General features: G+C 62.5%; 2 protein-coding genes, 2 tRNA genes and 11 pseudogenes. 7 read left to right on the top strand and 8 right to left on the bottom strand.

Going from position 1 to position 14,706, the window contains the following annotated elements; all coding sequences use genetic code 11:
• The first annotated feature begins 5 nt into the window (after positions 1 to 5).
• From OWR21_RS03950 to OWR21_RS03940, 3 genes and pseudogenes are all read left to right on the top strand, one after another.
• A pseudogene (locus OWR21_RS03950) lies at positions 6 to 1,129 on the top strand (ABC transporter permease).
• Positions 1,126 to 2,779 (top strand): annotated as a pseudogene (locus OWR21_RS03945) (ABC transporter ATP-binding protein). The pseudogenes OWR21_RS03950 and OWR21_RS03945 overlap by 4 nt, the downstream one beginning before the upstream one ends.
• A 241-nt stretch (positions 2,780 to 3,020) precedes the next feature.
• Positions 3,021 to 3,668 (top strand): C40 family peptidase, encoded by a 648-nt coding sequence (locus tag OWR21_RS03940; RefSeq protein WP_027677664.1) that lies wholly within the window; start codon positions 3,021 to 3,023, stop codon positions 3,666 to 3,668.
• A 73-nt stretch (positions 3,669 to 3,741) separates the two neighbouring features.
• On the opposite strand, the pseudogene OWR21_RS03935 reads toward OWR21_RS03940, so the two are convergent.
• Positions 3,742 to 4,697 (bottom strand): annotated as a pseudogene (locus OWR21_RS03935) (patatin-like phospholipase family protein).
• Here OWR21_RS03935 and gltX point away from each other — a divergent pair.
• From gltX to OWR21_RS03920, 4 genes and pseudogenes are all read left to right on the top strand, one after another.
• Positions 4,696 to 5,774 (top strand): annotated as a pseudogene (gene gltX, locus OWR21_RS12565) (glutamate--tRNA ligase); the annotation flags it as partial. The pseudogenes OWR21_RS03935 and gltX overlap by 2 nt on opposite strands.
• A 111-nt stretch (positions 5,775 to 5,885) precedes the next feature.
• Positions 5,886 to 6,299: a hypothetical protein gene (locus tag OWR21_RS12560; protein WP_442968595.1), complete on the top strand. Its 414-nt coding sequence runs from the start codon at positions 5,886 to 5,888 to the stop codon at positions 6,297 to 6,299.
• Between the two features lie 126 nt (positions 6,300 to 6,425).
• Positions 6,426 to 6,501, top strand: a tRNA-Ala gene (locus OWR21_RS03925).
• 119 nt (positions 6,502 to 6,620) lie between these two features.
• Positions 6,621 to 6,694, top strand: a tRNA-Glu gene (locus OWR21_RS03920).
• A 244-nt stretch (positions 6,695 to 6,938) separates the two neighbouring features.
• Here the strand turns inward: OWR21_RS03920 and OWR21_RS03915 are convergent.
• The 7 pseudogenes from OWR21_RS03915 to OWR21_RS03885 form a co-directional block, all read right to left on the bottom strand.
• Positions 6,939 to 8,279 (bottom strand): annotated as a pseudogene (locus tag OWR21_RS03915) (MATE family efflux transporter).
• 18 nt (positions 8,280 to 8,297) lie between these two features.
• A pseudogene (locus OWR21_RS03910) lies at positions 8,298 to 10,084 on the bottom strand (ArnT family glycosyltransferase).
• Between the two features lie 183 nt (positions 10,085 to 10,267).
• Positions 10,268 to 10,527 (bottom strand): annotated as a pseudogene (locus OWR21_RS03905) (type B 50S ribosomal protein L31).
• A gap of 203 nt (positions 10,528 to 10,730) precedes the next feature.
• Positions 10,731 to 11,287: pseudogene (locus OWR21_RS03900) on the bottom strand (hypothetical protein).
• Positions 11,284 to 12,149 (bottom strand): annotated as a pseudogene (locus OWR21_RS03895) (zinc-dependent peptidase). The pseudogenes OWR21_RS03900 and OWR21_RS03895 overlap by 4 nt, the downstream one beginning before the upstream one ends.
• Positions 12,150 to 12,210: 61 nt before the next feature.
• Positions 12,211 to 12,873 (bottom strand): annotated as a pseudogene (locus tag OWR21_RS03890) (LuxR C-terminal-related transcriptional regulator).
• A 1,150-nt stretch (positions 12,874 to 14,023) separates the two neighbouring features.
• Positions 14,024 to 14,706: pseudogene (locus OWR21_RS03885) on the bottom strand (sigma 54-interacting transcriptional regulator); the annotation flags it as partial.

Raw genomic sequence — 14,706 nt, 5'->3', positions numbered from 1 at the left:
CGACCATGACTCAGTATTCGCGCACATCCACGCATGCATCCAACACGGCCGCGCCACATCCGGTGCGCCACTCGCCATCGCCGCTCAAGCGTGCGTGGCGCCGCTTCAAGCAGCATCGGCTGGGCTATTGGAGCCTGCTCATCTTCGTGGTGCTGTTCGTACTCAGCCTGGGCGCCGAGTGCATCTCCAATGACCGACCGCTGGTGGTCAAGTATCACGGCAACTGGTATTTCCCGATCGTGAAGTCGTACCCGAAACGACCTTCGGCGGGGATTTCCCGACACCGACGGATTACCTCGATCCGTTCATTCGAGACAAGTTCAAGGAGCCGGGCAGCTTTGCGATTTACCCGCCCAATCCGTATTCGTACGAGACGCTGAACTACTTTTCGAAAGAGCCCAATCCGGCGCCGCCTTCTGCGGAAAACTGGCTCGGCACAGACGATCGTGGCCGCGATGTGTTTGCGCGGCTGCTGTATGGCTTCCGTGTGTCGGTGCTGTTCGGCCTGGCGCTGACGGTGCTCGGCGTGCTGGTCGGCACGCTAACGGGCGCGCTGATGGGCTTCTTCGGTGGGCGCTTCGACATGGTGTCGCAGCGGCTGATTGAAATCTGGAGCTCGATGCCGGAGCTGTATCTGCTGATCATCTTCGCATCGATCTTCACGCCCAGTCTTGGGCTGCTCATCATCCTGTTGTCGTTGTTCGGCTGGATGAGTCTGTCGGATTACGTGCGCGCCGAGTTCTACCGCAACCGCTCGCTCGACTATGTGAAGGCCGCGCGGGCGATGGGTCTGTCCAGTTGGCAGATCATGTGGCGCCACATCATGCCCAACAGCCTGACGCCCGTGATCACCTTCCTGCCGTTTCGCATGAGCGCGGCCATTCTTGCGCTCACGAGCCTGGATTTTCTTGGCCTCGGCGTACCGCCATCCACCCCGAGCCTGGGCGAGCTGCTTGCGCAAGGCAAGGCCAACCTGGATGCCTGGTGGATCTCGCTGTCGACCTTCGTGGTGCTCGTGCTGACACTCGTCCTGCTGACCTTCATGGGCGACGCGCTGCGCGATGCCTTCGACACGCGCCTGTCATTCGCCCAACTGCGTACGCGCCAGAAACCGGCGGGGGTGAAATGACCCGCGTCGATCTGCGTTCCTCCACGCCGAAGTACGACGGTCCGCTGTTGCGCTTGGATGACCTGTGCGTGCATTTCGAATCTGAACACGGCGAGGTGACGGAAGCCGTCAAGCATGTCTCGCTCGACTTGCACGCCGGCGAGCGCTTCGCGTTGGTGGGCGAATCCGGCTCGGGCAAGTCCGTGACCGCGCTATCGATCATGCGATTGCTGGCCGACGCGCAATACAGCGGCCGCATCCTGCTCGAAGGCCGCGACCTCCTGGCCGCCAGCGAGCGCGAGATGCGCGGCCTGCGCGGCGCCGACGTCGCCATGGTGTTCCAGGAGCCGATGACTGCGCTCAACCCGCTGTACACGATCGGCAACCAGATCGTCGAAACGCTGGAATTGCACGAGGGCCTGGACAAGCGCGCCGCCAAGGCACGTGCGATTGCGCTGCTGGAACGCACCGGCATTGCCGAGGCGCCGCGCCGGTTTGACGCCTTCCCCATCAGCTTTCGGGTGGCCAGCGCCAGCGCGCAATGATCGCCATGGCGCTGGCGTGCTCGCCGAAGCTGTTGCTGGCCGACGAGCCGACCACCGCGCTCGATGTGACGGTGCGCATGCAGATCCTGCAATTGCTGCGCGAACTGCAGGCCGAATTCGGCATGGCCATCATGCTCATCACGCACGACCTGAACATGGTGCGCGCGTTTGCCGAGCGCGTCGGCGTGATGGAGCGCGGCGTCTTGGTCGAAACCGGCAACACGGCCGACGTGTTTGCCGCGCCCCAGCATCCGTACACGATCCGGCTGCTCGAGAGCCGTCCGCAGCGGGACGTGCTGCCGCTGGTGCCGCTTGCCCCGTGCTGCTTGAAGCCGACAAGCTGACGGTCACCTACGAACGCCATCGTCCCGGGTTTGCCGGCTGGTTCCGGACTGACCCGTTCACCGCGGTCGATGCTGTGTCGCTGCAGCTGCGCGAAGGCGAGACGCTTGGCATCGTCGGCGAATCGGGGTCAGGCAAAACCACGCTAGCGCAGACGCTGCTGGGGCTGCAAACGGCAAAGAGCGGCGACCTGCGTTTCCTGGGCAATTCGCTGCTGCGTATTTCGCGCGACGAGCGCCGGGCAGTGCGTGCGCGCATGCAGGTGGTGTTTCAAGATCCATACGGCTCGCTGTCGCCGCGCATGACGATTGAGGAAATCGTCGGAGAAGGGCTGGCGCTGCACCAACCGCACGTCAACGCCGCCGAGCGCCGTCACCGCGTGATCGAGGCGCTGCGCGAAGTTGGCCTTGACCGCACAGCGCTCGGCCGCTACCCGCATGAATTCTCCGGTGGACAGCGCCAGCGCGTCGCCATCGCGCGTGTGCTGATTCTCAAGCCGCAGCTGCTGGTGCTGGATGAGCCCACTTCGGCACTCGATGTGTCAATCCAGCAGCAGGTGCTTTCGCTGCTGTCAGCCCTTCAGAAAAAGTACAACCTGTCGTATCTATTCATCAGCCACGACCTTGCCGTCATCCGCGCGATGTCACATCGCGTGGTGGTGATGAAGGATGGGAAGGTGGTGGAAGAGGGGGATACCGAAGCGGTGTTGGCGTCGCCTTCTCACCCCTACACCTGCAAGCTGATGGCGGCTGCCTCACTCATCCCTGCCCGGGATAACCCGTAAAACGCACCGCGTTTGCCCCGAATCAGTGCAGTTTTGATGCGCTGTTTTTGTAAGAATGCGCATCCAAAGTCATGTCTAAGTGCCTGATTTGCATGTGGATTCCGATGAATTTGTAACGACCTTTGACAAGTCAAAGTGTCACTTTTATCATCCTGCGAGATTGTTTTAACAAGATTCGGACTGTTCTCATTTGCGGCTGCGTATGTTGGCCGCATCATTACGAGTTTCCGAGGGAGAGCCAATGCAGCATTTCGTACTTCATTCCATGGCGCGCCTAGCGGTAGGGGTTGTGATCGGTTGCGGCGTGATCGTGTCGAATGCAGTGCATGCTGATACGGTCTTCAAGGACACGGAAGTCCGCGCCGACGTCAAGCCCGAAGCCAAGCCGGGCCTCATCTCCAACGTGATGAGCAAGACCGGCGACGTCGTCATGAACGCCCTGGGCATGATCGGTCTGCGCTACCGTTTCGGTGGCAACACGCCGGAATCGGGCCTCGACTGCAGCGGCTTCGTCCGCTACGTTTTCAACGACACGTTCGGTTTCCTGCTGCCGCGTCGCGCCGTGGAAATGAGCCGTGTGGGCACCAGTGTGGACACGGCTGAACTACGTCCCGGCGACTTGGTGTTCTTCAACACCATGCGCCACACGTTCTCGCACGTCGGCATCTACATCGGCGACAACAAGTTTGTGCACGCACCGTCCACCGGCAGCAAGATCCGCGTGGATGACATGACTGCCTCGTACTGGGTGACGCGCTACAACGGTGCCCGCCGCATCGAAGGCAACTCGGGCGCCGCAATCAAGGATGGCGCCGACAACTTTGTCGAGCAACTCAAGCGAGTCGATCCGAACGCCGCCGGCAAGCCGCTGGCAATGTACGGCGGTTGATTCGCTCGGGCCCGCTATCACGCAATAAAAAGACCGCTGCGGCGGTCTTTTTTGTTATCCGCTGACCGGAGTGTCAGTGCGGCGGCAGCAGGGTGCCCACGATGGTCTGCGTCAAATGCAGCTTCTCCCGCAGCAGTGGCATGGCGGCCTGCGCGGCTTGCTCGCCTGCGAGAATCGCCTCGTTGCGGGCGGTAAAGTCGCTGCCCTTCACAAACGGCAGCGACGGCGTGATCACCACATCGGCCTGGGCCAGCTCCGTCTTGCTGATGCTCTGGCCCATGATGGCCGTCGTCTGAAGCAGCATGCTCGCCTGTCCTGACACCGCCTGGTTGGACGGGTCCGCTGAGATGTTCACTGCAATCACGAACGTCGCGCCCATCTGCTTGACGTAGGTAACGGGCACGGGCGCCACCAAGCCGCCGTCCACATATTGGCGACCGCTGATCGTTACCGGCTGGAACACGCCCGGGATACTGCAGGACGCACGCACCGCCTGACCGGTATTGCCGCGCCGGAACAGGATCGGCTTGCCGCTTGCCAGGTCCGTCGCGACGATGCCGAGCGGAATGCGCATCTGCTCGATGCTCTTTGCTTGACCAGCCGGTTGATGTATTTCTCCAGCGCCTCGCCCTTGAGCCAGCCGCCGAAGCGCGTGCCGAACGGCAGTGCCCAGTCGGCGATCATGGCCTCGTCCATCTTGAGCGCCATGCGGTTCATTTCCAACCCCGACATGCCGGATGCGTAGATCGCCGCCACCACGCTGCCCGCGCTCGTCCCGGTGATGAAGTCGATCTGAATGCCCTGGGCTTCCAGCATCTTGATGACGCCGATGTGCGCAAAACCGCGCGCGGCACCGCCGCCCAATGCCAATCCGATCCGGACGGGCTGCGTGGCTGGCTGGGCCGTGGGCGGAAGTACAGCCGTGGCGGGCGTGACGGGCGTTTCAGTTTTGCCGGACGAAAAGCCCGTCACGGTGCAGGCGGAGAGCATCGAGGCGCCGGCGGCGCCCAGGAGGAGGCGGCGTTGCATGAGGAGGTTAGGGCGGTTGGGTATGTCGCGCAGTGATGTTCGGTCGTACTCGAGCGCGCTGCGGCCGGCCGCCATTGTGCCAAAGTTCGGCGACGGATCGGTCAGACTGGCGCAGCTCGGTTGCTATAATTTCGGTTTTGATAGAGGCCGCCCAGAATCCGCGCTCAGGATTCGATCGCGCGGCCTTATTCGTTCAGCCATTCCTATGACACAGCGCGTCCGCACTCGTTTCGCTCCAAGCCCCACTGGTTTCATCCACCTGGGCAACATCCGCTCGGCACTTTATCCGTGGGCCTTCGCACGCAAGATGAAGGGCGATTTCATCCTGCGCATTGAAGACACCGATGTGGAGCGCTCCAGCCAGGAAGCCGTCGACGTGATCCTGGAAGCGATGGCCTGGCTGGACATGGATATCGACGAAGGCCCCTTCTACCAGATGCAGCGCATGGACCGTTACCGCGCCGTGGTCGCGCAGATGGTTCAGCAGGATCTGGCTTACCCGTGCTACATGAGCACCGAAGAGCTGGATGCCCTGCGCGAGGCGCAACGCGAGCGCGGCGAGAAGCCCCGTTACGACGGCACCTGGCGCCCCATGCCCGGCAAGGTTCTGCCGACGCCGCCGGCCGGCGTGCAACCTGTGATCCGCTTCAAGAACCCGATCGGTGGGAGCGTCGTGTGGGACGACGCAGTGAAGGGCCGCATCGAAATCTCCAACGACGAACTCGACGACCTGGTGATCGCGCGCCCCGACGGTACGCCCACGTACAACTTCTGCGTGGTCGTTGACGACATGGATATGCAGATCACCCACGTGATCCGCGGAGACGACCACGTCAACAACACCCCCGCCAGATCAACATCCTGCGCGCGCTTGGCGGTACACCGCCGGTCTATGCTCACTTGCCGACCGTGCTCAACGAGCAGGGCGAGAAGATGAGCAAGCGCCACGGCGCCATGGCCGTCACCGGCTACCGTGATGCGGGCTATCTGCCCGAAGCCATCGTCAACTACCTTGCCCGCCTGGGCTGGGCCCACGGTGATGCCGAGATCTTCTCGCGCGAGCAGTTCATCGAGTGGTTCGACCTCGAGCACCTGGGCAAGTCGCCGGCGCAGTACAACCCTGAAAAGCTTGCCTGGCTGAACAACCACTACATCAAGCAGGCCGATAACGCGCGCCTGGCCGATCTGGTGAAGCCGTTCATTGAAGAGTTGGGTGGTAAGGTCGATGGCGGCCCTGTGCTGGCCGACGTGATTGCGCTCGTGAAGGATCGCGCCAACACGCTCCGTGAAGTCGCCCAGACGGCGCTGCTGTTCTATCGCACGGATATCACGGTCGAGCCGGAACTGGCTGCGCAACACCTCACCGACGACGTACGCCCTGGCATTGCCGCGCTGGCCGAGAAGCTGGGCGCATTGCCCGAGTGGAAACGCGAGGCCATTGGCGCCGCCTTCAAGGAAGTGTTGGCCGCACAGGGCTGGAAGATGCCGAAGCTGGCAATGCCGGTGCGCCTGCTGGTGGCGGGCCAACTGCAAACGCCGTCGATTGATGCCGTGCTGGAACTGTTCGGTCGCGACGTCGTTCTGCGTCGCTTGGCGGCGTGATCAATGCGGCTCAAAAATTTTTGCGAAAGGGTATTGCCAAGCGCTAAACACTTCCCCTATACTCTTGTTTTCGCTGCAACACGAAGCGAAATGCAGTAAGAAGCAAGCAGTAAAAGGCAGTACCTTGGGGCTATAGCTCAGCTGGGAGAGCGCTTGCATGGCATGCAAGAGGTCAGCGGTTCGATCCCGCTTAGCTCCACCAAAATGCCGGAAGATTCGATTCAAAAATAAATTTTGAAAAGAGGCTTCCAAAACGCAAAAAAGTTCGTTATAGTAGCGGACTTCGCAGCGTAAGACAGAAAGCGTTGCAAAACAGTTTCTGTCCCCTTCGTCTAGAGCCTAGGACATCACCCTTTCACGGTGAGTACAGGGGTTCGAATCCCTAGGGGACGCCAAAACAAGAGCTTAACCAGAAGCTCATTAGCAAAATCAGTCTCTAGCTGATTTTGCAACCGACACGAGCGGTAGTTCAGTCGGTTAGAATACCGGCCTGTCACGCCGGGGGTCGCGGGTTCGAGTCCCGTCCGCTCCGCCAAATCAAAACCCGCTGCTTGCAGCGGGTTTTTTCTTTTGCGCTTTCTATTCAATTCCAGTCGATCCGGATTGATGTCGTTTTAAAGCGGCCGCGAATGGCTTGCTTTAATCGGCGGTGCGGCTGACGCGATTGAAATAGCTGAGCAGCAATGCACCGGCCACCATCAAACTGAGCGCATTGGCCGCCCAAAAGCCCGCTGCGCCACGCAGTGCCGTCGCAACGTCCCCCAGCAGTCCAAATCCGAGCACATAGCCGCCGCCCAGGCCGCCCCACAGTGAGAGCGCGTAGATAACGGTTGGGATGAGCGCGATCTTGTATGCGCGCAGGATAAACGCCGTCATGACCTGTAGCGCGTCGAACATCTGGTAGAAGGCAATGAAAGGCAGCAGCGGCACCGCAATCGCCAGGACAGCGGCATCGTGTGTAGAGGCTCACCAACTCCGCCGCAGGAACAACACCGCCGCGCCAACGGCAACCGCACACATCACCGCCAACCTGATGCCGTTCAACGAGATACGCCGGGCCGCCACGCGATCGCGTGCGCCGATCGATTGCGCCGCCAGTGTCGACGTCGCGATGGACAGGGACAGCGGCACCATGTAGGCCACCGCGCCAAGGTTGGCGGCAATCTGATGCCCTGCTAGGACCACCGTGCCAAGGCGTGCGATGAAGATCGCCATCAACGTGAACGACGTGATCTCGATCAAGTAGGTGAAGCCCATCGGCACCCCCAGGCGTACCAGCGCCCACAGCCGCGCCCGATTGGGCGGCGAGTACTGCGTGAAAATCGCAAACGGCTTGTACGCTGGGTTACGCATCAGGATGGCAGCCGCTGCGACAAACCAGAGCCAACTGATGATCATCGAGGCGAGTGCGCATCCCGGGCCGCCCATCGCTGGGATGCCCATGCCGCCATACAGGAACAGCGCGTTCAGCGGAAATTTGAGGACGAGGCCGGCAAGCTGCAGCACCGTCACCATCACAGGGCGCGACAGCGCGTTGTTCAACGCGGAGTAGATCCGGAAGCCGAGCGCTGCGGGCAACGCGAGCGCTTCATACCGCAGGTAGGCGGTGGCTTTCTCGGTGAGTTCCGGCGTGGCGTCCGCCAGTTGCAGGAGTGGGGCAGGGAACCACAGGATCAGCATGCCGATCGCCGCGAGCACGAGTCCCAGCCAAACGGCCTGGCGGACTTCCTCGCCGATCTCGCTGTGCCGTTGCGCGCCGTACAGTTGTCCGGCGATGGGCGAGAGCGCTTGCAGCACGCCCATCAGGCTGATGTAGATCGTCACGTAGATCGATCCGCCGAGCCCGATGGCAGCGAGGTCTGCCGCAGAGGCGCGGCCGGCCATCGCCGTATCGAGGACGCCAAAGGCGATGACTGCCAACTGGCCGATCAGTACCGGCCAAGCCAGTGCGGTAATGCGGCGGACGTCGGCGACAAACATGGAGGTGCTGCGGAAGCGTTACTGGCGCAGTTTACGTCGGCGTGTGGTTGCCGGGTTCGGCGGCGGATGCGTGGCCGCCGCGGCCTCGGTCAGGCGGTACATACGGAAGTGCTCATCGCGGTCGGCAGGGCGGCGGCCTTCCCAGATCAGGCGCCACTCGAAGTTGGAGACGCTCGTTGGTGCGCCGTAGTCGTATGGGTCGTGGCGCAGCAGGATGTCGCAGTTGTCTTCTGCATTGCCAAAGCGGATGTGGCCGAAGTACGCGAACGACGCAAGCTGCGCATCGCCCATGCGGATCGGCTGCACGTGTAGGTGCGCGGCAGCGCAAGCGCAGCTGACTGCGCGACATCGCGGTAGGTCTTGGCGTAGTTGATGGTGGGCAGCCACAGCGTCATCATCAGCACCCACATCAGTGTGGTGCCGGCGGCCGAGATCACCACGGCACGCCAGATGGCCTTGGGCGCGCGCGATGTACGCCAGACGACGATCAGCACCCACGCGGCAGTCACGAGCAGCGCGCATACCAGTGCGGTCCAGCTGAACTCGGGTCGATAGCCGGGCACGATGCGGTACACGTTGCGCGCAAGCTGAGGCGGGAAACCCGTCATCTTGGCGATCCACAGCAGCCAGAGCGTGCCGCCCAGGATGGTGAAGGCCAGCAGCGCAAACCAGTCGATTGCGCTGATGGCACCGCGCTTGAGCGTTGGCAGCGCGAACGTCGCCATCACGGCCATCGGCGGAATCAGCAAGAGGAAACCGTCGTCGCCCGGGTGAGGCTGCATGAGCAGCAACACAAATTGCGGCAGGAAGACAGCCAGCGGCAGCGTGATATGCGGAGCGGTGCGCATGCCGCCCCAGCTCTTCCATGCCCATGCAGCCAGCGGCCAGACCGGCCATGCGAACAGCGGCAGGTTGCGTGCGACAAAGCCAAGCGAATGGGTCGTGGGGCCAGCATACTGATGGCGATCGAAGCGCGCCCATTCTCGAACGTACGTCACAGCGTCAGTCGGATTATTTGCGAGCAAGTGCGCCATCGCCGGCCATGAGCAGCCGATAACGAGCGACACGGGCAGCGCCACTGTCAGCAGCGGGCGCAGCGGCACCACGCGCGTGGCGTGTGCGGCGATCAATACGGCCACCGTGATTGCCAATGGCAGGATTGGGCCGCCCGCCAGCGACAGGCAACCGATGCCGATGCCGTAGATCAGGCTGCCGTGCACCGGCTTGTCGAGCGCACGGATCAAGCCATATACCGCGACCGCCACGAAGCACAGCGCCCCAACGAGCGGGGTCGTCTCGTGACCGCGCTGCGCCAGGCCTACGCAGGCGAGGAAGATCAGCAGCGCACCATCCGCAAGCGTACGGCCGTAGTCGCGCGTGTTGGGCTGGCCACCGAAGACGAATTCAAACGGCTGGACCTCGGCACGGCGCCCCAGCAGATAGGCGCCATACCAGATGCACGCGCACGTGACGAAAAAGAAGAGGGCGGTCGCCAGGCGCGAGGCGTCCGCCGGGCCCAGCCATTGTCCGAAGAGGCGAATGAACGCCCCGCCGATCCAGAACACCAGCGGCCCCGATTGCACGACCGGGCGGCCGACGATGTTCGGCATCAGCCAGTCCTGCGCGTTGCCGGTGGCCAGCGTCCACATCGCGCCGAAGCCGGCGGCGTCTTCGTTTTTCCACGGGTCGCGCGAGAACAGCCCCGACAGGCCGTAGATGACGCAGATGGCGAGCAGCAGCCAACGCGGCAACTCGCGGGTGGCGGCGGCAGTCAGGCGGATGCGCGAGACGCGGGTGGTGTTCATCGAGTGTCAGACCAGGCGAGCCCAGCCGGGGTTGCACAGCGACGTGCGGATCGTAAAGAGGGGCCGAATCAACGGCCTACCATGTGCCGAGAAACAAAAAAGGCAGCCGGAGCTGCCTTTTTCTGACCACTAAGACGGTCTGCACTGAGCGGATCATGCGCTGAGCCGTCTCCGGCGCCGGTATTACTTGGCAGCCTTGCCGATCTTGCTGCCGAACTTGTTGCGGAACTTTTCGACGCGGCCGGCCGTGTCCAGAACCTTTGCTGGCCCGTGTAGAACGGGTGCGATTCGGACGAGACTTCGATCTTGGCCAGCGGGTATTCCTTGCCGTCCAGCGTGATCATTTCCTTGGTCTGGATAGTCGAGCGGGTGATGAACTTGAAGTCGCTGGACATGTCCTGGAACACGACTTCGCGGTAATTCGGGTGAATGCCTTCTTTCATGATGGGCCCTGGGGTAGAGGTAGCCAATTCGCGGCGCGCTTCAGGTGCTCACAGGGTAGGAGCCACCGTGCGACCAGCCCTCGAATCACTTGCCGGGTGGAGAAACGAGAATTATGCCAGAGAAATAAAGGCTTGAGCAACGCGCTTGCCGCAAAATCCGTCGTGCCGGTGCATCGAAAAGAGACTAATAAGTCTTATTTTCATTAAGGCGCGGCCAAGCGCTCGATCGTCAGCACGCCGTGGCCGTCCAGATCCATCGTTTTGGTGTCTCCGATGCGCAACGAGGTGTCCAGGTTGCGCGTCCAGGTATCGACTCGGGCAGGGGCCTCAGCGTCGGGCGAAGGCTGGAACCGATGCAGCGTTACGCCGATGGACAGCGTCTGGAACTCGCCCGACACGACCATTGGTCGCAGGGTGACGTCGACGCCGGTCTTGGCCCAGCGGTGACGTATGAATTGGCAGGTGGTGGTGTCGCAGCCCTGTGGGATCGTGTCGTCGGGCAGGCCGGCGGCGAAGCGTGTCTCCCATTCCTTGCGCGGCATCGAGCCCCCACGTCGTAGGTATGCGTACGTTCGAGCAAGGCGACGTGCTGCCCCATGGTGGACGCGTCCGTTGCAAGCGTGACGCGTTTGGTCTCGGATTGCCCATCGAACTGTGCGGTAACGCTGAGGATCACGGGCGCTGTCGGTTGCGCCAACGCAGTGCCGGCAGCGAGACAACAACCGAGCAGCGTGGTGCGAAGCGCTTGGCGAATCGTCATGGCAGGAAGCCCTCCTGGCGTTGTTCAGGTTCCAGCACGCGCCGTGCCGGATCCTGCAGGTAGAAAGCCTGCAAGAGCGCGTACAACGACGGCAGCGTCTCGCGCATGGCCACCGGTTCGACGAAGAACACCTCCGACGCCACCGCAAGAACTCAGCCGGATGCTGTGCGCCATAGGGGTCGAGCAACGACAGGATCGGATCGTCGCCCCACCGATGCTCCGGAATCTGCTCGCAACGATGGGCAAAGGCGTCGTACTCGGCGTAGAGGTCATCGGCCCATTGCTCGCGGTCGACGCTGCCATGCAGGCGCGATGAAAACGCCGGGATGCCGTCCGACTCGCCGTTGAGCATGTCCAGCTTGTGCGCGAACTCATGCATGACCACGTTGTACGGCTGCGCGCCGGGCTCGGCCAGTGCGCCTCCGAGTTCGATGTCCTGCCACGACAGGATGACCGGGCCGTGCTCCCATGCTTCGCCGGCGGCTTCTTCACGCACGTTGTGCACAACGCCGTTTTCGTCCATGACTTCCTTGCGGATGATGAACTCGCCGGGGTAGATCACCACGCCGTGCCATCCGCCGTACCACGAGATGCCAAGCTCCAGGATCGGCACACTTGCCTGCACGGCGATGCTGACCACCATCTCGTCGGTGAGCGGCAAATCGTGCGCGGTGGTGAATTCCTTTTCGGCGATGAAGAGCGTGGCCGTTTCACGCAGGCGTGCGAGGTCCGCGTCAGGCCAATCGAGCAGAAAGGGCAGCCCGTCGAGCGCGCGTGACCACAGCGCGTCGGAGATGGCGTAACGCGCCAGGCGCCGCGCACGTGCGCGGCCTGAGAACCAGCGGAAAACGGACGAAAGCATGCGGCCAGTATATCGGCCGTCGCGTGCGACTTTGCGACGTGCGCTCTCGCTTTGGATGGAGTCAGGCGACCGAGAGCAGGCGCGCGCCGCGCTGATTGGCGACGTACACCGCCTCGGTACGGCTGCGGACCTTCAGGCGCCGATACAGCGTGCTGATATGCGCCTTTGCTGTTGCTTCGGAGATATTCAGCATGCGGCTGATGGTCTTGACCGGATGCCCGCGCGAGCAGCACCAGAATCTCGTACTGCCGCGGCGTAATCCCGAGCAGCTTCGGATCGGTCTGCGGGTCGCCTGCCAGCGCGGGGTTGGGCGCGCCGTCCAGACGCGATTCCGGCAGCAGCGCGCTGGCTGGAATGTATTGACCGCCCACGAGCACCAGCTCAAGCGAAGCCGCGATGACTTCGCCCGGCGAATGCTTGAGCGTGTACCCCGACAAGCCCATCTGCATGAGCGGGATAATGTCGGGCGATTCGGATTCAGCCAGCACGACCACGTGGCGCGCGTGCGGGCGGTGCATGATCTCGCCGATGGCCGACAACTCGTCGAGATGTGGCAGCGGCAGGCCGATCACAAGAAGACCAGCGTCGGCATTGGTTTCGATGGCGTCGAACATCCTTCGTCCGGTTCGACGACAGTGACGCCAGTGACGCCCTTGAGCGTCCGTAGCAGGTGCGCAATGCCTGTACGCACCAACGGATGGGCTTCGATCAAAACAGTGTTCATCGTTGTTCTCGACCTGTTACCGATCTTGCGAACATCCTTGTCGCCCAGGCGAGATACAGGCCGGAGCAGACCCCGTTCCGAATCATTTTAGTGGCGGAAGTCAAAAATGACAGGCGCCACGGCCATGCCTCGGGACCCTCGTTGCTGCGTCCTGGGTACTGTAGCCCAGCGTTTGCCAGGGCGCGCAATTCGGCCACCGGAGAGCCTGCACCCGACTACTGCGGTTTTTATGGCGACCGCTGTTTCAGTCGCGACACAAAAAACGCATGCCATGCCGGGTTGGGTGGTTCTCCGTGTGAAAAATATCCCGTTAAAACAAGGCGTTAGCCGTCATGGCATGGATGTCGCTCTATACCCTTCGGGAGGAGCGAGCCATGCCGACAATCGCGCAGCGCTGTGCTCGACGTTTGCCGTTCGGGTGGATGGTCGAGAAGACCGGAGTGGTCGCAAATCGCGCGGCCATGGTCGTCATGAAGCCGGCGCTCGCAGTAGACGGCGATCTCGTTATGCGGCGTGTCATCACGCTGCTGGTCGCCCTTCGAAGCGTTCTCGCCGATACGTTGCCGGCGCGACTCGCATTCGGTCCTATTCCCACCCGCGCATTCGATCCATCCACCGGTTCTGTCGTGTCCGCGCTCACGGACGGCGAACTGAGTACGTCGCATGCGTGGCTTAACAATCCAACGGCGACGGGGCTTGCGCAATCCCCCCGGAAGTGGGGTGTATCGAGGCATGTGCAGCTACCGCGCCGGATTACAGGCGCCGCGTCAGTCTCTCGGCGGCGGGCGTCGTTGTTGATGCTCGCGAACGCACCAAAATGTGCGGCGTTCGCAACGTGCAACGGACGGGGTGGCATCGTACCTTCAACGGTTTCGTGCTCCGTCCCCCGGCGGGCACTCTTTTCTTCTAGTCATCGCTTCGCATGGGCATCCCGATGCAAGCCAACCTGACCGCGTTTGCTGCGCTGGTGGCCTCCGTTTCGTCTGGTGCCGGCTGCCGGATTCAGTCCGTTGAACCAACTATTGGGTGGACCGGATGAGGAGCTCGCGCGGCCAATTCGGTCTCGCCGCTTCTCCTGCTTCAAAGCGCATCCGGGGCGCAGCATCAGCGCTACGCCCCGACGATCGGAATGAAAGCGATGCGATCAAGCCTAGGCCGGATGCAGCGGATGCTCTGCCCGAATGCCGTGCTTCTGCATCAACCGATACAGCGTGACGCGCGACACTGCCAGTTCGCGCGCGGTCATGCCCATATGGAAGCCGTTGCGCGCGATGGCCGTGCGGATGGCATCCGATTCGGCGCCTTCGCGTGCTTCCTCCAGCGTCTGGCCCGACACGGAGGCATAGCCTTCGAGATGCAGGTCGGCGGCCGAGATCTTGCGGTTGTCGGTCATCACCAGCGCGCGACGCACGCGGTTGATGAGCTCGCGCACATTGCCCGGCCAGGGGTAATGCATCATCGCGTGGAGCGCGCAGGGCGTGAACCCGCGGATGCGGTGCAGGCTTCGCTCGCGTGCTGAGCCAGGATGTGTTCGGCCAGCAGCACGATGTCGCTGCCCCGCTCGCGGGCGGCGGCACCGACAAGGTCAGCACGCACAGTCGATGAAACAGGTCGGTACGGAATCCGCCGTGGTGTTGGGCCGCTTCCAGGTCCACGTGCGTTGCCGAAATGATGCGGATGTCCAGCGGAATCGCCTGGTGTCCGCCAAGACGCGTGATCGTGCCTTGCTGCAGGAAGCGCAGCAGGCTGACTTGGCTCTCCAGCGGCAGGTCGCCGATTTCATCGAGGAACAGCGTGCCGCCGTTGGCGTGCTCCACCCAGCCGATATGACGC

The organism is Ralstonia sp. 1B3 (assembly GCF_036631435.1).
This window is presented reverse-complemented; position numbering and strand designations above follow the sequence as displayed.

Coding starts and splice junctions, on each gene's coding strand:
- OWR21_RS03940 (WP_027677664.1), top strand. CDS start 3,021: ATGCAGCATTTCGTACTTCATTCCATGGCGCGCCTAGCGGTAGGGGTT.